Annotated in this window: 12 protein-coding genes, 1 rRNA gene and 1 riboswitch; of the genes, 11 read left to right on the top strand and 2 right to left on the bottom strand. The window is 48.6% G+C overall.

Annotation, left to right across the window (positions count from 1 at the left end):
- Positions 1–22 precede the first annotated feature (22 nt).
- From DWZ16_RS10130 to DWZ16_RS10115, 4 genes are all read left to right on the top strand, one after another.
- On the top strand, positions 23–6,445 hold the full coding sequence (locus DWZ16_RS10130; protein ID WP_118522731.1) for a hypothetical protein: 6,423 nt from the start codon (positions 23–25) through the stop codon (positions 6,443–6,445).
- The gene (locus DWZ16_RS10125) at positions 6,388–13,500 is read left to right on the top strand and encodes a prealbumin-like fold domain-containing protein (RefSeq protein WP_118522730.1); all 7,113 of its coding nucleotides are present in this window, start codon (positions 6,388–6,390) and stop codon (positions 13,498–13,500) included. The genes DWZ16_RS10130 and DWZ16_RS10125 overlap by 58 nt, the downstream gene beginning before the upstream one ends.
- Before the next feature lie 59 nt (positions 13,501–13,559).
- Positions 13,560–14,543 carry a hypothetical protein gene (locus tag DWZ16_RS10120; RefSeq protein WP_118494232.1) on the top strand — a complete coding sequence of 328 codons (984 nt, stop codon included), beginning with the start codon at positions 13,560–13,562 and terminating at the stop codon, positions 14,541–14,543.
- 120 nt (positions 14,544–14,663) lie between these two features.
- A riboswitch (glycine riboswitch) is annotated at positions 14,664–14,768 on the top strand.
- Between the two features lie 149 nt (positions 14,769–14,917).
- Positions 14,918–16,321, top strand: coding sequence for an alanine/glycine:cation symporter family protein (locus DWZ16_RS10115; RefSeq protein ID WP_022359445.1), 1,404 nt, complete (start codon positions 14,918–14,920; stop codon positions 16,319–16,321).
- A 290-nt stretch (positions 16,322–16,611) separates the two neighbouring features.
- Here the strand turns inward: DWZ16_RS10115 and DWZ16_RS10110 are convergent, their stop codons facing one another.
- Positions 16,612–17,550 carry a DUF4392 domain-containing protein gene (locus tag DWZ16_RS10110; RefSeq protein WP_118494235.1) on the bottom strand — a complete coding sequence of 313 codons (939 nt, stop codon included), beginning with the start codon at positions 17,548–17,550 and terminating at the stop codon, positions 16,612–16,614.
- A gap of 536 nt (positions 17,551–18,086) precedes the next feature.
- Here DWZ16_RS10110 and DWZ16_RS10105 point away from each other — a divergent pair.
- Positions 18,087–18,605: a MazG nucleotide pyrophosphohydrolase domain-containing protein gene (locus DWZ16_RS10105; RefSeq protein ID WP_182426224.1), complete on the top strand. Its 519-nt coding sequence runs from the start codon at positions 18,087–18,089 to the stop codon at positions 18,603–18,605.
- A 173-nt stretch (positions 18,606–18,778) separates the two neighbouring features.
- Here DWZ16_RS10105 and DWZ16_RS10100 read toward each other — a convergent pair whose 3' ends face one another.
- Positions 18,779–19,207 carry an RrF2 family transcriptional regulator gene (locus DWZ16_RS10100; protein ID WP_118293863.1) on the bottom strand — a complete coding sequence of 143 codons (429 nt, stop codon included), beginning with the start codon at positions 19,205–19,207 and terminating at the stop codon, positions 18,779–18,781.
- Between the two features lie 549 nt (positions 19,208–19,756).
- Between DWZ16_RS10100 and DWZ16_RS10095 the strand changes: the two genes are divergently transcribed.
- The 6 genes from DWZ16_RS10095 to DWZ16_RS10070 all read left to right on the top strand — a co-directional run.
- Positions 19,757–21,040, top strand: a complete 1,284-nt coding sequence (locus DWZ16_RS10095; RefSeq protein WP_107000465.1) for an O-acetylhomoserine aminocarboxypropyltransferase/cysteine synthase family protein — start codon at positions 19,757–19,759, stop codon at positions 21,038–21,040.
- 348 nt (positions 21,041–21,388) lie between these two features.
- Positions 21,389–22,261, top strand: coding sequence for a phosphoribosylaminoimidazolesuccinocarboxamide synthase (locus DWZ16_RS10090; RefSeq protein WP_022359439.1), 873 nt, complete (start codon positions 21,389–21,391; stop codon positions 22,259–22,261).
- A 200-nt stretch (positions 22,262–22,461) separates the two neighbouring features.
- The gene (locus tag DWZ16_RS10085) at positions 22,462–23,238 is read left to right on the top strand and encodes an SDR family oxidoreductase (protein WP_118293862.1); all 777 of its coding nucleotides are present in this window, start codon (positions 22,462–22,464) and stop codon (positions 23,236–23,238) included.
- A gap of 21 nt (positions 23,239–23,259) precedes the next feature.
- Positions 23,260–23,919, top strand: a complete 660-nt coding sequence (gene sdaAB, locus DWZ16_RS10080) for an L-serine ammonia-lyase, iron-sulfur-dependent subunit beta (protein ID WP_118494238.1) — start codon at positions 23,260–23,262, stop codon at positions 23,917–23,919.
- 42 nt (positions 23,920–23,961) lie between these two features.
- Entirely contained in the window at positions 23,962–24,876 is a 915-nt protein-coding gene (gene sdaAA, locus DWZ16_RS10075; protein ID WP_118522740.1) for an L-serine ammonia-lyase, iron-sulfur-dependent, subunit alpha, read from the top strand.
- Between the two features lie 537 nt (positions 24,877–25,413).
- Positions 25,414–25,625: ribosomal RNA gene (locus DWZ16_RS10070) — 16S ribosomal RNA — on the top strand; the annotation flags it as partial.

Genomic DNA, 25,625 nt, shown 5'->3' with positions numbered 1-25,625 from the left:
AGTAAAAACGAGGAGGAAGTTTATGGGGGAGTATCGGTACAGAGAGAATGTGAAACGGGGGATGGCGTTTGTACTGGCAATTATATTGGGAGGAATGGCTTTTTTGCCAGGATTCCCGGTTTTTCCGGCGAAAGCGGCACCTGCGAGTGGTCAGCAGACAACACTGACGACAGCCCATGGCGATACGCTGCTGGGACACAAGCTTTATTGTATCGATAAGGGCGGTTATGCGATCTGGGGAATTGCAGAAAAAGGGGATCTCTATGAAGCACACCGTCCCTCCCAGGCATCCGTTCCGCTGAGCAGTCAGGAACAGAAATATGTATTTTGGGCGATGCTCTCGCTCAAAGCCGCGCTGGGGGATGAAAAGGCAAATACATTTATCCGGGCGATCAATGTGGCAGCAAAAGCACAGGGAAAACCGGAAATTATCAAGATGGTGTCCGAGGAAGATCTGAAAACAATCCTCTATGTTCCAGCTGTGCGGGCAAAATATCCGTGGCTGGAGGCAGCTGCGTCAAATAGTGAGGCGTACATGCAAATGGGAGGAATGCTGTCTGGCGGAGGCAGCGGAAAGGAAAATACCGGTGTCGGCGGCGGAAAGATTCCAAATGTGATAGCTTCCAGCACCTCGCTGGGAACGGCAAAACAGGTAGATGCGGCGACTCTGACGCTGTCGTTTGCGCCGGATGGCTCGGATTGGGATTTTATCCGTTCTGTACCGCTTGAATTTTCAAACAATGACGGTGTTTCATTCAGTCCGGTTCCGACCGATGGATGGACATATATAAAAACCGACTCGCAGATTGTATTTAAAAATCCAAATCCAAAACCGTCGAAAGCCCTGATTCGTTTCCGGGTGGAAGGAACCCCATACGCTTCGGGCGGCGGGGGATATGCTTCGGCGGAGGAGGCGATTGACCAGTCGCTTCAAATCTGGGAGTGTGTGACCTGTTCGGGGACACACGGAGGCGGAACGCCTGCCAAAAGTGATCCGTGGATTCATCAGCGGATGGCATGGATGGAGCTCGGAATGGTTCCGGTCAATTATTTTGCTGCATTGGCGGGCGATCCAACCCCGGTACCGGAGCAGGGAGGCATTCAGTTTGAGGTATTTAGGCATGAAGAGGATTTTACTTCCACCTATAATCTACAGATGTATAAATACGATCATGAGACAGGGAAAGCGCTGGAAGGGGCGCGGTTTGGCTTCTTTGAGCGCTTTGACGATAAGAACAGGGTAAATACTGAGCGGGACGGAGCTGCCGAATTGTATGAGGGCGGAGAACCATATGCCAGTCATTATCAGGATGAGCCGGTTCTCTGGGATGGTTTCAGACAAGTGGGTTCGGCGGTAACAGATGGCGATGGCTACGCCTCCCAGACGGTGGAACACGGTTATCACTATGATAAGACGTTCTGTGACGGTCATCCGGCACCGGTCTTTGTACCTGTTCCAGAGGAAGAGGAGGATGAAGAGGGAGAAGTCATCAATGAGGATGAGATTGAGGCGGCGCAGGCAGAAAATATCCGCCTGGCAAATAGCTGGCTTTTGTGCGAAGAGGAATGTGAAAGAAAGGCGGGCGGAGACTTTGAGGGCGTCCATTTCCACTGGATAATGGAGGAGGTCGATGCAGGGGAGATAGAAGGTATCGCGTCAGACGGCGGCTCCGAGGGAGAAACACCCGATGCGGGACCGATGACAGGGGCAGACGGGGAAACTTCGTATGCAAAGTCTGGCTGCCAGGAGGACTGTGGGCAGACGTATGAGAAGTTCATTTCCATGAAGTACAGTTATACCTGGAAAGAATTTAAAGCGCGGGATGGATATATTCTGCATGATGAACATGCAGATGACCTGCCAATTGAGATTATCACAACCGATGCATCTGAGCATGGGGCAAATGCAGCCTTTGGAGGCGGATATTCACGTGATGTGGTGCTGGGAACGAAGAGTGTGAGAAGGAGTCAGGGCATCGGAGAGGCTTTAGAAAATCGGAATGAAGAAAGTGCGGGGAAGACAGGATTTTTTGGAAGAATTGGCTTAGACGCTCAAAGTGCGCCTGGTGGGACGATTTGGATGAATCTAACGAATTTACCAGGCGAGGATGCGGTATTTCCAGAGTCTTTAAAAATGCGTGTTTTGCCGCAGCAGATCGTTTTGTTTACAGCATTGGATGCAGCGCTTCTGAGGGAAGCGACACCGTCGGAGGAGGAAGCAACTGCCTCGGAGATGAAAGTATCTATTTCGGACCATCTGGTAAATCGTGTCCAGAAAGGGTTTGTGTTTATTGATGAAGCGGATGATGATTTAGAAGAAGCAGAAAAAGCGGAACGTGAAAGTATTCGGCGATATACGGCAACCGGATCAGATTTATTGACAACCGAGGCGGATTTTTATACAAGCTGGCATTCACCTTCTTTGTTGTATCGAAATCCTCAGTTGTCACAAAGAACGGAAACACTGGCGGGGGCGGCAGCAGAGTCACTATTTTTCCCTGCCTATGAAGCGGCGCTTGTTTCCGCGAGTGTGGGTTCAGCGATAGAGCCGGGAAGTGCTGGCAATTTCAGCCATTGCAATGGTGCAGACGGCGAGAAAGATGCCTGGAGGATCTACGATCATCGGACAGAGGGCGAGGTACATATCAATAAAAAGGATTTGGATCTGAAAAAGGGCGAAAATGAGTCTTACAATGCCCTTGGAGACGCACAGGGGGATGCGACGCTGGAAGGCGCAGTGTATGGCTTGTTTGCAGCAGAAGATCTGCTACATCCGGATGGGAAAACAGGGGTAGTTTACCGGGCAAATCATCTGGTGGCGGTGGCGACGACAGACAAAAATGGCGATGCCTCGTTTCTGGCATGTACAGAGGCGCCGGGGCGAACCTATGATTATTCGAAAGGGACAATTGCGGATGCAGCGGATGGATGGCGAAAGAAAGCGCCGGGAAATCTGTATACACAAGATGCGGCGATCGATGATTATACGGCAGATAAAGCCTGGGAGCGGATTTATTATAACAATACGTCAAAGAATGGAAATGCCTGGATTGGACGCCCGCTTCTGATGGGGGAATATTATGTCAAGGAATTAAGCCGATCCGAGGGCTTTGAACTTTCGGTTGGAAATAAACTTCACGCAGTTACAAACCTGGGACAGGATCTGGAGGCAGCGGTCCTGGAACCGGGAGAAGGATATGCCCATATTTCCATGCAGATGTACGGGGAAGAGCAGGCAGGCGATGGCGGCGCTGATACGAATGAAATTTTCTTTTCGGCAGAGTCGAAGAACACGAAAGATGGAGTTTATGAGATTGTGGTGTCAGGGCTGCCGGAGGGCGTGAGCTTTTATCGAAAAGATGAGGGAAAAGGTACGGTTTCGGTGGAAGCCGGGACAGGTGAGTATGAAAAAGTTTATACCGGGGAACTGGCAGCGGCAGAAAACGACTATCAGTATCCAAAGTACAATGCGGATGGCACGCCGATGAGTAAAAAGGTTCCGATTGATTATGCGGCGGGGTGGATGCGCCAGGTCCGGGTGCAGGAACTTGTGCCGGAGACAGTGGAAGCAGTTCTTTTGCAGGCAGAAACGGGAATGACAGAGGAAGAAAATGCGGACAGGCTGGTAAAGACATTTGATGTGGATGACTTTTGTTATCTGAAAGGGAAAGCCGAGCGGGTACTCCGCAGACATGCGAAAACAACGCCGAGAATACCGGGAGCAGGAGGAAATGCATATTCCAGTATCTATACCGGCGTATTTGACCGGGGTGTCCGGGAAGGAGAGCGGGACGTGTACGGCGTCAGCGGTGTGACGCCGGGAGAAAAGGCAGAAAAAACAGTGTATGGTTCTCCGGTTCAGACGATTGCGGTGCCGAAAACAAAAGATGGAATCTCAATGACAGTGGGAGACGCGATCACTTCCATTCTGGATTTTTATCAGACCCATCCATATATCAGCTATGGCGGTCTGGACGCGGTGCATGAGTATTCGGATTCGTTTGAATTTACGGTATATGCAGGAATTTTAGGAATACCGGAAAATTTTATGGTACTGGGAAGTGATCCGGAGAAAGACAGCTTGATTTTTCACCGGGCAGAGTGGCTGCCGGATAATATGGAAATGTGTCCGCGTTATGTGTATATACCATATTCAAATAATCGCGAGCGGGACGCATTTGGAACGTATACCGATTACAGGGAAACAACTGCTGGAAATCAGGTGATGGCGTCGGCACTTTTGCAGACCGATGCTGTGATTGAGGGAGATGGTACGATTGTTCCGAAGGAAAATGAGGTAAATGTCTATTACAAAACCGGGGAAATTCCGCACGATGCGGATGGGCAGCCGATCCGGGTATTTATTTACCAGGAAAAGACAGAAACACAGCAGCGGGAGGTGACGGAGACAAAATGGGTTCATCAGGCAGCAGACTGGAATGCAGACGGAAAATACATACTGCAGATCAACGCGAATTTTACCGATAGTTTTGGTGTAAAAAAAACAAATGCAGGTGTGCTGGAAGAGCTGGGATTTAAGGCGGTATTGAAAGAGAAGAAGGTTACACTGAACGAGGAAGAAGCCGCAATGCTGGGAAATGGTTTCTTTGCCGGCCACCAGATGAACAGTTCCAGCTATTACACGTGGGTAAAACAGGCGCGGGCAAAGGCATATATCGATTCTGGACGTTCCGGCTTGATAGGGGATGATTCTTATGTGGTCCCGGTGGCACTGGCATACCCTGGGCAGGAGACCACCTATCAGGATGCCGGGACAAGAAAAGAACCGCTGGGTGTACTGGAGCGTGTGATCCGCCAAAAGATAAAAATCATCAAAGATATAGCGACGACACCGGAGACCACCTATGCACATAACACTTATGCGGAAAGTGGACATACCGATCTGTTTACGGAAAAAGAGGGAGGGAAGGAAAATGTCGCTTCGGCACTGCCAAATTTCCGTTTTAAGCTCTATTTGAAATCCAATCTGGAACGTCTGTACCGGAATACGGATGGCGAAATCGTGTGGATGAATCGGGATGGAGAAGTTGTCTCGTTGCCGGAGGTAAAAAAGAATTTTCCGCTGCTTAGAGAATCCTTTGCTCCGGTTCAGAAAATTTTCACGCAGGTAACTCATAAAAAAGATTCCCAGACGGCTGGTTCCGTCAATAACAATGTCTGGGACAGCGCAGTGACGGCAAATGATCGTCTGTACGAATATGGAAAAGACGGGCAGATCGCGGATTCGAAAGAGGTCAATCAGGGATATACAAGACTTCTTGAGACAGTCATGCGGATCAAGGAAGATGGAGCGGGAGCGGTACGGGAAGTTCCAGGCTATCAGTATGAGAAATTTTTCGATGCGATGGCGGTGGCGAACCGGGATAAATGGCAGCGGGCAGATGCAGCAGATACATCCTTTAAGCCGTTTGCATGGATCCGTACGGGTATTTTTGGAAGCAGCGGCGGAGAAACAAAAGATCCGGTGCATCATAACAATGCGGCGATACAGAATCAGAGCCGTACGTCAGAAGCAGCCGTAGAAAATGCAAAACGGTCGGATGCTGTCCGTCAGTTTGCGATTGACTGGTATTTGAAGAATGAGGTAAAGAAGCAGAACATTCAAGCATTGGGCGGACAGGAAGGCTACCCGGATTATATCTATGATGAAGCATTACATCAGGCAATTTTAAAAGCAGAGGAATATTTGAAGCCGTTTTTCTCCTATGATTTGGACGATTTATACGCGATTGAGTGGGACAGCGCGGAAAATGGAGGTTCCGATCGGGACAAAACAACGTTGTCAGCAGAAAAATTAAAAAAATCCGAGGAAGGTTATTATTATGGCGTTTCGAAATACCTTCCTTACGGTACCTATGTGGCAGTCGAGCAGCAGCCGTATTCGGGAGCACTGGAAGATTTCAAAAACCAGCATTATCGGATCGACCAGCCGAAAGAAATAGAAGTCCCGTCGGTTTATGAGGCAGGTGGAAACCTCGTATCTCCGGAAAAAAAGTCAGCGGATTACCGATATGACGCTTCGGCATCGCCGGAAACGCTGGCGGCGAACTATCAGATCCGGATGAATGAAGAGTGGGGAGATACAAATCAGGCGGATTTGAGGAAATATGTGATCCGCGCACATGGACAGGATGGAAATTATGAGATTTATAAGTATGGTCTGGATGCGGATAAACGGCAGGGAACGATCTCCTATCCAGGCGGAAGCTATGACTACAGCGGATTTTCGCCCGCTCAGAGGGAAATGGCACCGTACAAGGACATTTATCGGTCTGAAAATGCAAACAGCCGGTACCGGAGCAACGAGAAGGTAGAAAGCTATTACCGCTATGGTCGATCTCAGAGCAGGCAGGGTGGGCAGATTCAGTGGAATATCCGTATGGAGAGAAGACGGATGATAACAATCCGGCGGGATTTTATCTGAAAGATCATGTCAGGACAATCACCGGGGCGCTGACCGGGTTTGACGGGCGGTATTTTCAGGGATTGGTGCCTTACAGTGTGACAGAACCGGCGGCGGAGTCCGCCTATGATGCGTTGGGATTTACCGGCTACGCGGATGGAAAATACCGGAATACGTTTTATGCTGCAAAGCTTCGGATTGAAAAACTAGATTCGGAGACGGGAGAGAATATTCTGCATGATGATGCGGTGTTCGCTATTTATGCCGCCAGCCGGGACACGTCGAAGTACAGCGAGGGGGAGGTGCAGTTTTATGAAAAAGATACACAGGTGACAGCCAGCCGGGAATTTTTGGAGGCAATGGGGGCAAAGAAAATCGCGCCGGTTGATTTGAAAACGCTAATTCCGTCAAAATACCCCTGGAAAGCACCTTATACAGGAAAATATACAGGCATAATCCCGGCAGGAACTCCGATTTGCAGTGAAACCGATCAGGTGGTGATGCGGGATGCCTTTGGGACGCGGACGGGCACATTCCAGGTTTATTCGACGCTGCAGGATTTTGGTGGTTTGGGGGAAACTCTGCCGTCCAACCAGAATACAGGATATCTGATCACGCCGCAGCCGCTGGGAGCAGGAGCCTATGTGTTGTGTGAATTATCTGCACCGGAAGGATACGTGAGAACGAAACCGATAGCGGTGGAAGTGTATTCGGATGAAGTGACGTATTATCGGGACGGAGAGCGCGGTCAGCGGGTGGCAGCTGCCGTGTATGGAGAAATGGTAACCCGGATAAGCAGCAACGGAGAAGCAGTCCAGAACCCGGATGGAACGAAGTCAAATGGCAATAAGCCGCAGGACCGGGGGGATGTGGCGCGGATTTATGTAGGAAATACGCCGATCCGGCTGGAAATCGCGAAAGTAAAACAGGAGGAAACGGAGATTTTGTTTAAGTTGAGCGATCGGCGAGAGGGAACTTTGACCGAGCTTTCGAACCGTTATGGTCTTGAAAATCTGGAACTGGCGTACAATGCGTCGGGAACGTTCCTTGGGTATGGGTGGTCAAAGGGCTGGCTGGATAGTCTGAGGGCAAAACAGGAAGCCGGGGAGAGGATTGACCTGATTTATGAGGATCAGGTTTTTACTGGAAAGGCGATCTGGCATCGTGTTCCAGATATAGCGCACGCATTCAACCGATATCTTCCAGGTGCATCGATGCGCCTGTATGATGCGATCGAGGTAAAGAAGAACGGGGACAGTGAGGACCGGGCGTATGCCGGTGTCAATGTGGTGCGCGATTCGTTTGGAAATGTGACCCGGATGTATGTGCAGAAAGGCTATTCGGGAAACCGGCTTCTGTATGTGAGGGATAAAGATCAAGAGGAGGAAGATAGCAAAGGAGAAAATAACAATTATAAACGATATACGCAGGATGACCGGTTCAACGACCAGGGGAAAGGCAGATGGATTCTCAAGCGGGTTGAACGCGAAGATACAGACATTTTATATTACGATCTCGGGGCTCTGGAGGTATTTACGACACTCCGGGGCGTGCGGTATGCCTATAACGAAAAAGGCGAACCAGTGCGTCCGAAAGACAGCGAACCGATCTATGCGATGAAAGACGGCGTTCCATTTCTGGAAATTGTAAGCCCCAGCTATGAAGAAATGGTGTACAGCCGGAAAGAAAGGCGGTTTGAATACGTTCCTTCCGGGACAAAATTCTATCATCTGGCATCAGACGGAAGCCGGGACAGCGAGGTAGAACCGTACACGGGAATGGCATATGTGACGGAGGAAAAAACCGGCAAAACATTGGTGTGGGCGATCCAGGTATCTAAGGATCACTATGGAAATGTGATTGCCAGGGATAAGATAAAGACCGGCCGTGTGGCAACGATGTATGCTGATACGGAACAGGAGTACACGATTGGAACATATGACGGAGGTCTGCTGCAGCCCCATGTCAATCCGGTTTTGAATGAAAATGGGCTGCCGGTTTATTACCAGCGTTCCGCTCAGACCTATATTAAAGGATATCCCGTTTATGATCGGGATGGCGATTATGTGCGTTACCGATACAGCGATCTTCTCAGAGCTTACAATGCCAATGCATGGGATCTGCAGTTGAAGGCAGCACTCTATGATATTGGAAATGATCCGGAAAAACGGGAAGATGATCGACCGCTGTACCACCGTCAGGGTGAGGCGTATCTGATGGAAAACAGCTGGATAACCGGGGATGAAACGCCAAACGATCCGTTCCATACACGGATCAGAGATGGGCAGGTGGATGTTTTAAAACGCGTCCCGGCGGGAACGTATATTTTAGAGGAGACACGCGCCCCATCCGGCTATGCGAAACGGATGCCGACAGGGCTTACGGTAGAGGAAACCTGTGAGGTACAGGAGCTGCGCCTTACTAACCGCCCGATCACGGTGCAGATCGAAAAGATCGACGCGCCAGAACAATATCAGCAGCCAGTCCGGGACTATGATCACATTTTGAACGAATCGGATTCTAAGACCTGGGAGGAAGGAAAAGGGGGGTATACGTTTTCAAGTGTGGAAGGAGCCGTGTTAGCGCTCTATCCAGCAAAAAGAGTTGCGAGTGATGATTTGGAAACACATCCGTCCGGGTATTATCTGGAAAAGAAAGGGGAACTTCCGGCGAACTGGACGGTACTAGATGAGAGAAACCAGAAAAAGACAGTGACTGCCAAATGGACCGTCGGAAAGACGCCGATGGCATGGGAGGGGATTCCGGCAGGCGATTATATTCTCGAGGAGATAGAGACGCCTCTGGGATATCTGACAAATCAAATGGAGGTGGAAATCCAGGAAACTTCTAAGCTGCAGCTCATCACGATGCAGGAAGATCATATAAAAACCGCCTTTTTCAAATATGAGAAGAAGGATGGAAAAAAAGAATGTCTGCCGAATGCATATGCGGCGGAGCTGACCCTGTATGAGGCAGTGACAGATGAAAATGGAATTGTCATGGAGGCGGATGGAACACCGCGCTATGACCGGGAAAAACAGGTGACGAGATGGAAGACCGAAGATGCGAAAGCCTACAGCCAAGGAAGCGACAGCTTTGCAGCCCGCTATCAGAAGCTGTATGCAGAATATCATACAAGGTTCAACACGGTTACATGGTGTGGATATACCGCTGAAAAACAGGAAGAAACAGCGACAGAACAGGGCGAATCAGTGCGTCAGCTCTGGAATCTGGGAAATGGTTCACAGGTGCTTGTTCAGGCGACGAAAAATCTGCAGTTAGATGGAAAAGCAGGCTACAGCTATGATTTCCGATGGAATTACCAGGCGGAGGGAACTCTGGTCAGCTATGATACCTCCGATGGGATTCACCGGATTGATTATTTACCGCTGAATCCGACGAAAAATGATTTGGCTTCGAACAGAAAGAAAGGCTATTACGTTCTGGTGGAGACGAAAACACCAAGCGGCTATCAGAAAGCAGCACCGAAGCCGGTGATTGTCGAAGAAACTGCTGAAATTCAGCTTTACGGGCTGGAAAATAGGGCAAAGTCTGTCTATATTTCCAAGCTGGGAAGCTCAGGAGAGGCATCCGAAGAGGCAATTTATCTGGCAGGCGCAGAACTTGCTGTTTTCCGGGCGGCACAGGATGGAAGCCTGGTGCAGGAAAAAGAATATTTAGTGGAACGCTGGATTTCTGGATCGGATGGAAAGTTTACAGAGGAAGAAGCAGAAAAACAGGAGATTCCGGCAGGCTGGAAGGCAGGGGACTGGAAGCCGCATCGGATTTCTCCGATTGCCTATGGAGCTTATTATTTGGTGGAATTTTCGGCACCGGCAGGTTATCGCCTCATGGAACCTAAGAAATTTATTGTGGCGGCTGCTTCGGAGGAGATAATCGAAGCGGTTAATACGCTGAAACAGGGGCGGGTTCGGGTTGAAAAGGTGGATGAGAGAAAGCCAGAGGAAAAACTGGCAGGTGCGGTGTTTGAAGTGAAAAACAGAGAGACGGGAGAAAAGGTTCAGATGGAGACAGACGAGAGCGGTCAGGCGGAAAGCCCGTTTCTGCCAATCGGAACGATAGGGGAGAATGGAAGCTGGATTCCGTACCATTACGAAGTCCGTGAGACGATGCCGCCGGATGGATATCAACTTATTCCGCGCGTGTACGAGGTGCTGATGGAAGATCAGAAGGAATGCGAGGTGCTAACGTATAATCTGACGGTGCCGAATGAAACAACGAAAATCAAAATTTCCAAGATGGATTTCGATACGGGTCTCTTTGTGTCAGGAGCAAAGCTGGCAGTGTATGAAGCTGGATTTTTGGATGGTGTGTACGCTGAAGCGGGTGAGGCATTGGAATCCTGGATCTGCGATGGGAAAACACACGTGATAGAAGGAAAGCTGATTGCCGGGCACACGTATCTTCTGAAAGAACTGGAAGCGCCGGATGGATACACTGTGCAGAAACCGATGATTTTCACGGTGTCAGATACAGGCAGGGGGATTAACGCAGCCAGAGATGGTGCAAATGCGCTGGAGACAGAGACAGCAGACGGTTTATTTGACAGCATAACGTCTCTGCGGGTGCAGGGAAGAAAAGCACTTCGTCTGGTGAGAACACTGTGGGATTTGGACAGTGGGGAAGAATTTGTACTTTCTTCACTGATGGAAGCTTCTGCGCCTTATCTGGAACGAGAAAAATGTGAAAAAGAGGGGGTGGCGGAAGGACATCGTTTCGAACTGCGGGAGATCATTGAGTTCAGTGACGGCAGCCGTCGGACGATAGGAAAAAATACATTCCGTCTGAATTGGGATGAGAACGGACATTATCCGCTGACGCTTCGAACATTAAAAGGAACGAGGTATCGTCTGGAAGAATATCATCAGAAAGAGACAGATGGCAGGGAAGTGGAAAGCTGGATCCCGGAAAACAGAGATGGCCTGGGATATATCCATGAAATACGAAATCCGGAATACAGCGACCCATGTGGCATCCGCGCCGTTTCCCCGATTGGAAAAGACGGAGCAGCGGTGCTGCCGGGAAGTGTAATTGTATATGAAATTACATATCGGAACCAGTCAGATAAAAAAGAAAATATGAAGATTGGACTGGAAATTCCAGCTGGGTGTGAACTAATGACAGCGGCTTCGATGGGCGGAGCGGAACAAATAGGTGAATCCTGGTATTGGAATATAGAGAATGTGGCAGCCGGATCAGGAGGCATTTTGCGGGTGGCTGTTCTGGTTGGAGAGCATATAAATGAAAACGGACAGGAAAATCATTCTGGTATGACGGTAACGGCAACGATATGGGGAAAAACGGGCAAAAGCTATGAATCCTTCCATCCAATTCTATCTCCGGGCGCAATTGTTATCGCCGGGCGGGTGACGGGAACTGCTGCGGCGTTGTTAAGGCAGGTAGATATAACATATACGTTATACTTAAAGAATGCGGAGGGAAAAGAGCTTCCAGGCTTGATTTCGTACACAGGTTCTAAATCGGGAACGCTGCGAAGTGGAGGAAGCCTGACGCTTTCTTGTGGCGAATCGGTTGTTTTGACAGGAATGCCGTGGGGAACAAACTATGAGGTTCGGGCACAAGTTCCGGCACAGACTCCGGATGGACTGCCGATCGAGTGGAAGAGTACAGGAAGCACGGGACGGACCTCCCGGCAGGGAAATACAGTGCTCTGGGAATTTCATCAGAATGATCGGTCGGTGCGCGAAGTGCTCAAACGTGGGAATAGATACCGCCTGGTTGAACTGCTGGAACTGGACGGTGGAAAAACGGAAGAGGTGGAGTCGAATCAGATGATTTTTTCTCTGGGGGACGATGCACAGATAGATGGAATTGGAATGATAGATTCCCCGACAAAGCTGGTCTTTTCAAAGACAGATCTGGGCGGAACGGAGCTTCCGGGTGCTCAGATAGAGATTCTGGATCAGTCTGGAAATGTAATCGAATCATGGATTTCTGCGGATCATCCTCATGAGATTATTGGAACGTTGACACCGGGAAAGAGTTATATAATGCGCGAGACGGGAGCGCCGGATGGATTTGCGTATGCGGAAGAGATTCCGTTTACTGTTTCCGAGGATGGAACGGTCGAGCGGATTTCCATGCAGGATAAGCCGACGCACGTGGAAATCACAAAATACAGTGTGACGGGAGAAAAGGAACTGCCGGGGGCGCGGATGGAACTCTGGGAGGAGAAGGAAGGCGGAACCTTGGTTGATTCGTGGGTATCTGATCGGGGCGCCCATGTGATAAAAGGAAAGTTAAACGCTGGAAAAAACTATGTGCTGGTAGAAAAAACAGCGCCGGATGGGTACTGGAAAGCAGAAAAAGTGACATTTACGGTATCACTGGACGGTCGAGTCGATCAGGTGAAGATGTATGACAGACCGACGGAAGTGCAGGTGGAGAAGCGGAAATGGAGGGAGCAGAAAGGAGATAGCGAATTTGTAAAAGGTGCCCTCCTGAGGATTTCTGATGAGACTGGAAAGGTAATATTGGAATGGATTTCTGAAGAAAAGGAGAAATGTATACAGGGCATTTTAAAGGAGGGCTGCCGCTATATTCTGGAAGAGCTGGAAGCGCCGGAGGGCTACGAAAAAGCCGAACCAGTTTCATTTACGGTTTCAGAGGACGGAACGGTGACGGTTGTGCGGATGTATGACCGTTTGAAGCCGGAGAAGCCAGGGCGACCGGGACATGGTCAGCCGGAATATCCAAAGAAAGTGATAGAAGAGCTGAAAGAGGGCTATTTAACAGTTCACGTGCCAGAGTCGATCTGTGGAGAGGGGAAAATTGTTCTCGACGGCAGACAGATGAAGCCGCTTCCGAAGATGGGATATGGAGAATCAGCCACCTGGGAAGTAGAAGGTGCTTATCAGGTCGAGGACGAAAAAGAGCGTCTGAATGAAGCAATTTCACTGATTTGGAAGTGGAAACTGGTGATTGGACTGATATGTATGAGCGCTGGGGCAGGGCTGGCGCTCGCAGAACGGCGAAGAAAGGAGGAAAATATAAAAAAGAATATGGAGAGGAATGATAAGGGCAAGGAGGAGTAAAAAAATAAGAGAAAAATCAAAATCGATCAGATGGCAGAAAAAGGGAAGGGAGGGATTTTATGGATCAGATGGCGAAAGGGCTGCTCTTCGGAGCAGCCGTACTGAGCCAGGCGGCTGCGGGATGTTTCCCCGCTGCCGCGGCATCCATCGATCGGGTCAGGATTCGGCTGGCAGCAGAAGAGCTGGATGAAATGGGAATGCCTGTTTTGGAGGCGGAAAGCCGGGACAGGGCATATAGCGTCACTGGTGTGGAACGAATCTCCGGTGATCCGGCAAGCGGACCGGCGATGGATGGGGCAGAGGTGGGAAAAAAAGAAAATGAACAATATAAAGGGAGCATACAAGCCGACTCTGAAAACATAGGTACCAAAGAAGTTTCTTTAGAAGAACGAAAGATAGCAGAAATCCATGCAGAAGAAGCTGCCCCGGAAATTCTATACGAAATAGAACTGGAATCCGACGCAGATAATCCGTTTTCCGTCCTTCGCCAGGAGGACATCCGGTTTTCAGGGCTTGGCGCGGTATGCAGCAAGGCAGTTCGGAAAGATAATGGCACTACATTGCTTTTGACGATCGAATTACAGGATGCCGGAGAGATAATAGGAACGGTGGATGCAGCAGACTGGGCGGAAAGGGGAATTGGCAGGTGGAAGAAAGCGCCGGGGGCTTCGGCATATTTGGTGATGCTTTACCGAGATGCAAAGCGTGTCGGACATCCGCATCGGACGAGTGCTGAACAGTATGATTTTGTACCGTTGATGCAGACCGCGGGCGTATATCATTTTAAAGTGATTCCTCTGACAAAGAAGGGAAAGCGCGGTCAGGCAGCAGAATCGGCATGGAGGAAAGTGACGGAGGCAGAGGCAGCTCAAAACCGGGAAGAATGGGGAGGGAAAAAGCCGGGATGGCAGCCAGAAGGGGAAATTCCATCGTATATTTTAAAAGATGGTGCATACCCGCAGATGGATTCTCTTTTGGTTGGGGAAAAGTATGAGCAGTTTAATGAAAAGGGAGAAACCATGTCGCGAACCGTAATATTTTGAGGATTTTCGTATAATTTATAAAAATCAGTTGAAAAAGCAGAAGAAATGTGATAGCATACCTCACATAAGTTCGTTCCTGTTTACTGAACCGTCCTGACGAGTGATCGAAGGTCAGTCAGGCAGGGACACTCTGGAGAGTCTCCAAAAAGGAGCGCCGAAGGTGTAAGACGGATGCACGTCCATGGTATTCGTTGATCTCTCAGGCAAAAGGACAGGGCATACAACCAATCACAATGGAACCAGGGGATGAGTTCTATTGTATGCATATGTTCTACTCTTTGGAGAGCTGATTTGTATCAGCTCTTATTTTATTACTCGATCCCGGATTTATAAAAGAGCCGGAATCGTAACGAAAACATAGAGGAGGATAAAAAATGGACACGATTTTGACACTGGTAAACAAAGGCAATGATTTTCTGTGGAGTTTTCTTCTGCTGATTCTGCTGTGTGGAACGGGCATCTATTACACGATTCGTCTCAAATTCATCCAGGTAAGAAAATTTGGCGAGGGCTGCAAGCATGTGTTTGGACATTTCAGCCTGAACGGAGAAAAACATGAAAAAGGGGAAATGAGCCCGTTTCAGTCGATCATGACGGCGATCGCAGCACAGGTTGGTACTGGTAACCTGGCAGGTGCGGCGACAGCGCTGTTTGGCGGCGGTCCGGGTGCAATCTTCTGGATGTGGCTGAGCGCGTTCTTCGGAATGGCGACCATCTACTCCGAGGCGGTTCTGGCACAGACCTACAAGACAGAGGTAAATGGTGAGGTGACAGGCGGACCTGTCTACTACATCAAGGCGGCATTTAAAGGTAATTTTGGAAAGGTATTATCCACTCTGTTTGCTATTTTTATTGTTTTAGCACTTGGGTTTATGGGCAATATGGTACAGTCCAACTCGATCGGTGCTGCGTTTACAGAGGTATTTCAGGTATATGGAATCAATATTCCGCCGATCACGATCGGTCTTGTGCTGGCAGTACTGGCAGGATTCATTTTCATTGGTGGAACCAAACGTCTGGCAGCTGTGGTAGAGAAGGTTGTGCCAGTTATGGCAGGCGTTTACATTGTAGGAAGCCTGATTCTGATTGGTCTTCATATCAATCACGTGCCGACAGCATTTATGATGATCATCAAGGGCGCATTTGATCCGAAAGCGGTAATGGGCGCTGGTGCTGGTATCACCGTCCGCGAAGCAATCCGTTTTGGTGTAGCGAGAGGACTTTTCTCCAATGAGGCAGGTATGGGTTCCACACCGCATGCTCACGCACGTGCGAAAGCAGAAAGCCCGCATCATCAGGGGCTTTGTGCGATGATCAGTGTCTTTATTGATACATTTGTTATTTTAAATCTGACTGTATTTGCAGTCCTGACAACGGATGCGATGAGCTCCGGCAAGGATGGTACAGCGCTGACACAGGCGGCATTCATGCAGAGTTTTGGAAACTTTGGTTCTATTTTTATTGCGATCTGCCTGCTGTTCTTCGCATTTTCGACGATTCTGGGATGGCATTTCTTTGGCCTGACGAATGCGAAATATCTGTTCGGCGAGGGCGCGGCAAAGGTTTATTCCTTCATCGTTGTGATTTGTATTGTCATTGGTTCTATGTTAAAGGTAAATTTAGTATGGGCTTTGGCAGATTTCTTCAACGCGCTGATGGTTATTCCGAACGTTTTGGCATTACTTGCATTGAGTCATGTGGTTGTGGCGGCTGACCGGAAAGCGGAAGCGATCACGAAAAATGTGACACAGGCATATCGGGCTGCAGAAGAAAAGTAAGAGCAAATAAAAAAAAGAGAAGATAAAAGGTAACTGTTCAGTAGGTCTGCGCATTTACTGCGCTGACCGTACGAAAACATGGGGCAGCAGGCAAAAATCCCATTGCTGTAGGCAATTTTTAATGGATTTTTGCGCGTGACTGTGAAGGTACTGAACAGTTACGATAAAAGTGAATTGTAAGCGTAAAAAGCGAGCATTAAACAATCATTCAAAAAAGACCTGCTTATGTAGTGAAATACATAGGCGGGTCTTTTTTATGAAAATGAAAACAAATAAAAAACCAAAAGTCCCTAAACAGCTGCCATTACCTTCCGCTCTCTGCAAAAACAAGGAGTCTCCCTCGTTGCTGTCTGCTTTTCAAGCATTTCATCAGTCAATTTACGGACAGACTGCAAAATTCTCAGATGTGTCTCCAGAGGGAGTGCATCAACGGTCAGTTCCGCTTTTTTCGTGCATCCATCCACACCGCCTGCTGCCACAACCCGGCGGAGCAATTCTGTCTCGGTGCGGTCAGACGGGAGAAGATTTCGTCCTAATTTCAGGGAGAGCAGGGAGGCAATGCCCCAGCCCCACCAGTTGGAAACACCGCTTGCCAGCGTCAGGTCTGCTGCTTCTGCGGTGCAGATAAGTTCGCCATGTGGAACTCCTGAGAGAATTTCACGGCGGAAGGTCCCCATTCCCATCTCGTTGCCGCCATCTCCGATGGAAATGACCGTGGCACCAGCTTCTCTGGCAGCAGACAGGAAAAGAGCCGAATCCGTGATCATGTCGTCGAGCTGTTCACCGCGCATGCTGTGATAATGTCCATTTTCAGCTTTGCCTGGGCGCTCCAGGCTGATCAGATGGGTCGGTTTTGCATCACGGATAAAGGTGCGGATAAAGTTATCCGTATTCTGTTCCGGCAGACGGATCAAGGTTGCCTGCGGAGCGCGGAAGCGGAGAGCCGCTTCCAGATGCGGATAAGAAGACCAGTCGGTTACGACTGACACGCCGCAGCCAGCTGCCGTCAGCGCTGCTGCGAGGTTGGCAGTTCCGGAAGGTCCATCCGTCTCGCCGGTAATAGAACCGTCTGGCATTCGAACCGGGAAACCGGTCAGAAGAACGGCTCTTTTCGCATGGGCGAGAGAAGCAGACACAGCCGCAAGTGGGGAAGCAGGCAGAGATGCTAAAAGTCCGCGACCGCCAAAATCCTGTTTCATAATTGAATCTAAAGTTTCATAAAAAGTCATGGTATCAATCCTCCAGGTATATACTGCATTGTGCAGAAATTGACAGGGGATTTTCTATCTGGATGATTCGAGCGCTTATTTACTGGATAATTTCCAAATCAAAAAAGATTGGCAGCAATCCGGTATGGTAGCTGTATCGGAATCATGTGCAATAAAAAAAGACCCACGTATCCTGTAAGATTCATGGCTCTTATTTACGAAGGGAGCATCCGGGCAGGAGTCCCGATAAATAAAAGAATCTATTTTATTATAATTGTATTGTAAATGAAAAATATCAGACTGTCAATTCCAAATTCATTTTACGGCTGACAGAAAGCAAAATTTGGAATATAATAAAAAAATGGGGTAACTGTTCAGTAGGTCAGCGCATTTACTGCGCTGACCGTACGAAAATATGGGTCAGCAGGCAAAAATCCCATTGCCGTAGGCAATTTTTAATGGATTTTTGCTTGTGGCTGTGAAGGTACTGAACAGCTACAAAATAGGCATATAAACAAGCTCAGAAATAAAAGCAGACAAGAAAATGGATAGAGAGAATGAAACGAGAATCAAATGAGAGAAAAAAAGAAAATGACCGCGCCGCATCGTTCATGCGCTTCTGCGAGGTAGTCCGCCATCTCCGTGCCGAGGACGGCTGTCCGTGGGATCGGGCGCAGACGCATACATCGCTGAAACCGTACTGCATTGAAGAAGCGGCAGAGGTGATTGGCGGTATCAATATCTGGGAGGCGACCGGCGATGCGGAGAACCTGAAAGAAGAACTGGGGGATTTAATGCTGCAGATTCTTCTTCACGCGCAGATCGCGGAGGAAGAAGGACTGTTTACGATACGGGAGGTCATGGATGGCGCCAGTGAAAAAATGATCCGCCGCCATCCGCACGTGTTTGGTAAGTCGATGCTGTCCGAACAGGGAGAACCGGTCACGGATTGGGATGCAATCAAGAAGCAGGAAAAAGCCGGAAAAGAGTGGACGGAAGCGTATCTTCCGGGAGCGCTGGAAGAGGCGGAGAAACTGCTCGAGCGGGCAGAGGAGCGGAAAGGCATCAAAAAATAATGTTTGAGGTGCCTTCAATCTGAAATAAATAGAAAAATCTATATATAATAAAAAGGCATTCGGTCAAAATGGAATGCCTTTTTTGAATCCTTGTAAACTTGTAAAGCGCGAAGTGATGGGATTTTCAAACGATGCCAATATGAATGATAAGATTTCCCGTTCATTTATAAATGCTAATTCGTACTTTTCGGCAAAGACTGACTTTCCTTTACGAGATCCTCTAAAGTAATATTATAGAAGAAATTGTGTACAACCTGATCAAAGCGTTTCCACATCGGCAGGGTCACACAGCTTGTCTGACGTTCGCACGGCGGCGCATCCGGTGCAAGGCAGGCAACGGAAGAGAGAGAGCCTTCGGTCAGTTCCAGAATCTCTCCGGCGGTATATTCATTCATCGGACGGGTCAGACGGTAACCGCCGCCTTTGCCGCGCTGTCCTTCCAGTAATTTATTTTTGACCAGAACCTTCAAGATGATTTCCAGATACTTTTCAGAAATCTGCTGACGGGTGGCAATTTCATTCAGTGGTATATATCCAGCAGAATTTTGTTCCGCCAGATCGATCATAACGCGCAGGGCGTATCTTCCTTTTGTTGATATCATTCGGTAACCTCCTTACTATTAACCAATTATAACGCAAGGTAATAGGACTTTCAAGGAGAAAAGCGTGGAAAACAAAGAAAAAAAGTTTTTTCCTAATACCTATTGACAAAGTTGGTTTATAAGAGTATCATTAAGCCATCGAGTTCGGAAAGAACATGAAAATGAAAAGGAGGCAGATACAATGGCAAGACAGAATATTTTATGGAACGGAAATCTGATGTGTTGTTGTCGAATGTGTAATTCCCGGGCATTTTATATGGTCAGGTAAATTTGCATATCTGCCGTTCAAGAGAATGACAACGATTTAAGATGCAAGCCATTTGCCCGGGAGCTTAAAGAAGATTAAGCGGTCCGGCTTTTTATTTACCCAAAAAGCCAAATATACATTTGCATAAGCAAATATAATATTGCGGAAAAAGCAATTATTTTATAGAAAGCTTGAAAATAAATGGAAAAACGCTTGCTCAAATAAAAAAATGAATATAAAATAAAAACGAATTTACATACTAGGAAATAAACTTCCAGAAAAAGAAAGAGAGGTATTTTGAGATGGGAAACTATAGATTTGAGACTCTTCAGTTACACGTAGGTCAGGAGCAGCCGGATCCGGCAACCGATTCTAGAGCCGTTCCGATTTATCAGACCACTTCTTATGTATTTAAAAATTCCGCCCATGCGGCAGCACGTTTTGGTCTGGCAGATGCCGGTAACATTTACGGACGTCTGACCAACTCCACACAGGATGTATTTGAGAAGAGAATCGCAGCACTGGAGGGCGGCGTTGCAGCACTGGCAACCGCATCCGGCGCAGCTGCTATTACATATACAATCGAGGCACTGGCAGCAGACGGCGGTCACATCGTAGCACAGAAGACCATCTACGGCGGCAGCTATAACCTTTTAGAGCATACACTTTCCCATTTCGGTGTATCTACAACTTTCGTAGATGCTCATAATCTGGAAGCGGTAGAAGGTGCAATTCAGGAAAATACCCGTGCTATCTATCTGGAGACTCTCGGAAATCCGAATAGTGATATCCCGGACATCGACGCGATCGCTGAGATTGCACACAAACACGGACTTCCGTTAGTCATTGACAATACATTTGGTACACCGTACCTGATTCGCCCGATCGAGCATGGCGCAGACATTGTCGTACATTCCGCTACCAAGTTCATCGGCGGACACGGAACCACTCTGGGCGGCATCATCGTAGATTCCGGTAAATTTGACTGGAAAGCAAGCGGCAAATATCCGGCAATCGCAGATCCGAATCCGAGCTACCACGGCGTATCTTTCGTAGAGGCAGCAGGTCCGGCAGCATTCGTTACCTACATCCGTGCGATCCTTCTGCGTGATATGGGCGCTACGATTTCCCCGTTCAACGCATTCCTGCTTCTTCAGGGAACTGAGACATTGTCTCTGCGTATCGACCGTCATGTGGAAAATACCAAGAAGGTTGTTGAGTACCTGTCCAAACATCCGTTAGTAGAGCACGTAAATCATCCGTCTCTGCCGAATCATCCGGATCATGCCCTGTATGAGAAATATTTCCCGAACGGCGGCGCTTCTATATTCACCTTTGAGATCAAGGGCGGACAGGCAGAAGCTCATAAGTTCATCGACAACCTGCAGCTCTTTTCCCTGTTAGCAAACGTAGCAGATGTAAAGAGCCTGGTTATCCATCCAGCAACAACAACCCACTCCCAGCTGACCGACGAGGAGCTGGCAGATCAGGGCATTAAGCAGAACACCATCCGTCTGTCCATTGGTACCGAGCATATCGACGATATCATCGAGGATCTGGAGCGTGGATTTGCAGCTCTGAAATAAGTAAGAGTGTGTCGGGCTGAGAATCCGAGGCATATACATAATAAATGGTAAATTGATAAAATGCGGTGTCATCTGCCAACTCTTCTTTAAGCAGGGAAGAACGGCAGATAACGCTGCATTTTTACTATTCCATTTTGGAAGAAAACGGCGTAGAAAAATTCATGCCAAACTGCCCTTTACAGGGTAAAATGCTGAATTGTTGGGATTTAAGGAGGAAACGGGGAGGCGAGTCTTGACAATAAGGGCGGGTAAGTGGTAATTTATCAGATAGAAGGATACAGAGCTGTACATTTGTGATATAGGGGGGCTCTGGATTCCACCATAAAATTTAAGAATGAGGTGCAAAAAATGCAGGAGATGAAACCGATTAAAGAAGGAAAAGTCCGTGAAATTTATGACAATGGAGACAGCCTGATTATGGTTGCAACGGATCGTATCAGTTGCTTTGATGTTATCTTACATAATGAAGTGACAAACAAAGGCAAAGTACTGACACAGATGTCCAAGTTCTGGTTTGACCTGACGAAAGACATTATCCCGAATCACATGATTTCCGTAGATGTAAAAGACATGCCGGAATTCTTCCAGCAGGAGAAATTCGAAGGAAAGAGCATGATGTGCCGTAAGCTTGAGATGCTTCCGATTGAGTGCATCGTCCGCGGTTATATCACAGGAAGCGGCTGGGCAAGCTACCAGAAGACCGGAAAGGTTTGTGGAATTGAACTGCCGGAAGGCTTAAAAGAGTCTGACAAACTGCCGGAGCCGATCTACACACCGTCCACTAAGGCAGAGATTGGCGATCATGATGAAAACATCTCCTATGAGCAGAGCGTAGATCATCTGGAAAAATACTTCCCGGGCAAGGGAAAAGAGTATGCAGATAAGCTGCGTGAATACACGATTGCACTTTACAAAAAATGTGCGGAGTACGCACTGGAAAAAGGTATCATTATCGCAGATACCAAGTTTGAGTTCGGTCTGGATGAGAATGGCAACATCGTTCTTGGTGATGAGATGCTGACTCCGGACAGCTCCCGTTTCTGGCCGGCACAGGGCTACGAGGCAGGACATTCCCAGCCGTCCTTCGACAAGCAGTTTGCACGCGATTGGCTGACCGCTCATCCGGGCAATGACTGGACACTCCCGCAGGAGATTGTGGACAAGACTATTGAAAAATATCTTCAGAGCTATGAGATGCTGACCGGCGAAAAGCTGGCATAAGCGGATCGCTCGATGCAGCCGGTCAGGTAGCGGAAGAAAATGCATTGAATAAAAGAAAAAAAGCTGCTGTGAAAAGGATGAAATTCTTGTTTCGCGGCAGCTTTTATATATAGAAAATAGAAAACAAATGTATCGATAGTTCGCGCTCAGCAGCAGGGGGACTGTTTACAGATGGGTGCTTTTGAAAGGGGAAATGAAAGATGCGCGATTTTATGGATTTGTTTAGCTTAAAGGGGAAGAAAGCGATCGTCACGGGTGGAACCAGAGGGCTCGGCTATGGCATGGCAGAGGGACTGTGCAGAGCGGGGGCGGAGGTTGCCATTTTGGGAACAAGTGAGAAGGTGCGGGAGAGCGCAGATGCGCTTGCACGGATAACCGGGGCGGTGGTTCACGGAATAGTGGGAGATCTGGTAAGAGAAGAGGAGGTTCCGGATATCTATAATCATCTGGTGGAAAGCCTTGACGGTCAGGCGGATATATTGGTAAACTGTGCGGGAGTTCAGCACCGGTGCGTGGCAGAAGATTTTCCGATGGAAGAGTGGAATCGGGTTCTGCGAGTAAATTTAGGTGCTATGTTCCAGATGTCTCAGCTGGCGGCGCGGGATATGCTGCAGCGTGGATACGGCAGAATTATTAATGTGGCATCGATGACATCCTTTTTCGGAAGTGTGATGATACCGGCATACGCGGCAAGTAAGGGTGGCGTGGCGCAGCTCACGAAAGCCTGCTCTAATGAATGGTCGTCGCGTGGTGTGACCGTCAATGCGATCGCACCTGGTTATATGGAGACAAAGCTCACATCGGATATGAAAGCCAAAAATCCGGGTCAGTATGAAGAGGTAACGGCGCGGATCCCGATGCACCGCTGGGGGAAGGCGGAGGATCTGGCAGGAATTACCGTGTTTTTAGCGAGTGACGCGGCAGAATATATAACGGGAGCGGTAATCCCGGTGGATGGCGGCTACCTGGCGAAGTAAACGAGAGAAAAGGAAAGAAATATGAATCTATTTGATATAGTAGGTCCGGTGATGGTCGGACCGTCCAGTTCCCACACAGCGGGCGCGGTTCGGATTGGATTTGTGGCGCAGAAGCTTCTTGGGGAACCGGTTAAGCGGGCACGGATTGGTCTGTACGGCTCATTTCTGGCAACGGGAACCGGACACGGAACCCAGAAAGCACTGATTGCGGGACTTTTAGGGATGGCGCCGGATGACATGCGGATTCCGGACAGCTTCCACCTGGCAGAGGAGAAGGGGATTGAGTTTTCCTTTGATGAAGCCAATTTAAAAGAGGCGCATCCAAATTCGGCGGAACTGGAGCTTGAGGGCATTTCCGGGCGCAGTCTGACGGTAGTAGGTGAATCACTGGGCGGTTCCCGGATCAATATTGCGAAGGTTGATGGGATCGATGCTAATTTTTCCGGCAGTTATCCAACCTTGGTTGTCCACAATGACGATCAGCCGGGACATGTGGCGGATGTGACGGCGATGCTGGCGCACAAATCGATCAACATTGCGACGATGCAGCTCTACCGTGCGGCGCGCGGCGGCATGGCAGTGATGGTTATTGAGTGTGATCAAGAGATTCCGGAAGAAGGGCTTGTGTGGCTGCGCCGCCAGGAGGGCATCAGGAAGGTAACGTATTTAAGTCTTCGATAGGAAGGGTTCATATAAGAAAAGGAATGGAACGGGAAAATGGAAATGTTATATCATTCAGTGAATGATCTAATCCGCTTAGCGAACGAATATCAGATTCCGCTTTGGAAGGTGGTTCTTCTGGCGGATGTGCAGGAACGCCAGGTGACGGTGGAAGAATCGTTTGAAACAATGCGGCAGATGTATCAGGCGATGCGCCAGGCAGATCAGGAATACGACGGCTCGATCGTCTCGGCAAGTGGAATGGCGGGCGGCGACGGAGAAAAACTGCACGCATACAATGCCTCCGGTCGCAGCCTGGCGGGCGGATACATGGGGCTTGTGATGGAAAAAGCGGTGAAAATGGGAGAGTCCAACGCCTGTATGAAACGAATCGTGGCGGCTCCGACGGCGGGCGCATGCGGGGTGATTCCGGCGGTATTTTTGTCGTATGAGGAATATTGTAAGGAAACGGAGAACCGGATGGTCGAGGCACTCTTTGTCAGTGCAGGAATCGGTGCGGTTATTGCAGAAAATGCGAGCATCGCCGGTGCATCGGGTGGATGCCAGGCGGAGATTGGTTCAGCAAGTGCGATGGCAGCAGGGGGGCTGGCATATCTGCAGGGCGGCGATGCGGAGTGTATCGCGAATGCAGCGGCATTTGCCCTCAAAAATATGTTGGGACTAACCTGTGATCCGGTCTGTGGTCTGGTTGAAGTTCCGTGTATCAAGCGGAATTCCGCCGGCGCCGTCAATGCGGCGGTCAGTGCGCAGATGGCAATGGCGGGAATCAAGAGTGCAATCCCGGCAGACGAGGTCATCGATTCCATGCGTCGGATCGGCAATGCGCTTCCGGCTGCTTTACGCGAGACGAGTGAAGGCGGTCTGGCAGTGACCGAGAGTGCCAGAAAGATAGCGGAACGGATGGGAAAGAAGGAACACATTGCTAAGAAAACCCGGGAAAGCAATGAAAATCAATAGAACCAGACAGCACGCGATTGCAGAACCTGTCAGAACTGTTCCGGCTGCTGATGAGAAGATAAAATTGTAGAAGAAAGAGCAGCAATATAGAAAAAGCTCTGTTTAAATGATACCAGAATATTCTTAAAAATCACAAAAAAATATATAAAATAGCAAATTTAGAAAAATGCTTGACTTTCTGGGAATGCTCTGGTATCATAACATACGTCCTTGAGACAAGGACAAAAACAAAACACGAAACGAAAGAAATGATTTGAAGATTCTTGATGAAGTCAGAAAAATTTCAAAAAACGTGGATTTGTAAAAAAATAAAAAAGTGTTGACAAAAGCAAAAACTTTTTGATAAACTATAAAAGTTGCTGCTGAGGCAACAACAAAGAACCTTGAAAACTGAACAGTATGTAAAACCCTGAAAATTCTAAGAACAAAGGCTTTTGGTTAAGCCTTGAAGTTTAAGAGAACATTCAGAACAAAACCAAAACAACAGTAATAACGGTTAAAATTAGCCAAGCGAAATTTTGACTGGAATCAAAACTTTAACATGAGAGTTTGATCCTGGCTCAGGATGAACGCTGGCGGCGTGCTTAACACATGCAAGTCGAACGAAGCAATTTAGCGGAAGTTTTCGGATGGAAGTTAAATTGACTGAGTGGCGGACGGGTGAGTAACGCGTGGGTAACCTGCCTCACACTGGGGGACAACAGTTAGAAATGACTGCTAATACCGCATAAGCGCACAGGACCGCATGG

The sequence above is a fragment of the Clostridium sp. AF29-8BH genome, from assembly GCF_003478145.1.
Lineage (GTDB): Bacteria > Bacillota > Clostridia > Lachnospirales > Lachnospiraceae > Otoolea > Otoolea fessa.
Note: the sequence above shows the minus strand (reverse complement) of the source record. Positions and strands in the feature narration are given on the sequence as shown.

Excerpts from the sequence above, each read along its gene's own strand:
- DWZ16_RS10130 (WP_118522731.1), top strand. The coding sequence starts at position 23 with ATGGGGGAGTATCGGTACAGAGAGAATGTGAAACGGGGGATGGCGTTT.
- DWZ16_RS10120 (WP_118494232.1), top strand. The coding sequence starts at position 13,560 with ATGGATCAGATGGCGAAAGGGCTGCTCTTCGGAGCAGCCGTACTGAGC.
- DWZ16_RS10115 (WP_022359445.1), top strand. The coding sequence starts at position 14,918 with ATGGACACGATTTTGACACTGGTAAACAAAGGCAATGATTTTCTGTGG.
- DWZ16_RS10110 (WP_118494235.1), bottom strand. The coding sequence starts at position 17,550 with ATGACTTTTTATGAAACTTTAGATTCAATTATGAAACAGGATTTTGGC.
- DWZ16_RS10105 (WP_182426224.1), top strand. The coding sequence starts at position 18,087 with ATGAAACGAGAATCAAATGAGAGAAAAAAAGAAAATGACCGCGCCGCA.
- DWZ16_RS10100 (WP_118293863.1), bottom strand. The coding sequence starts at position 19,207 with ATGATATCAACAAAAGGAAGATACGCCCTGCGCGTTATGATCGATCTG.
- DWZ16_RS10095 (WP_107000465.1), top strand. The coding sequence starts at position 19,757 with ATGGGAAACTATAGATTTGAGACTCTTCAGTTACACGTAGGTCAGGAG.
- DWZ16_RS10090 (WP_022359439.1), top strand. The coding sequence starts at position 21,389 with ATGCAGGAGATGAAACCGATTAAAGAAGGAAAAGTCCGTGAAATTTAT.
- DWZ16_RS10085 (WP_118293862.1), top strand. The coding sequence starts at position 22,462 with ATGCGCGATTTTATGGATTTGTTTAGCTTAAAGGGGAAGAAAGCGATC.
- sdaAB (WP_118494238.1), top strand. The coding sequence starts at position 23,260 with ATGAATCTATTTGATATAGTAGGTCCGGTGATGGTCGGACCGTCCAGT.
- sdaAA (WP_118522740.1), top strand. The coding sequence starts at position 23,962 with ATGTTATATCATTCAGTGAATGATCTAATCCGCTTAGCGAACGAATAT.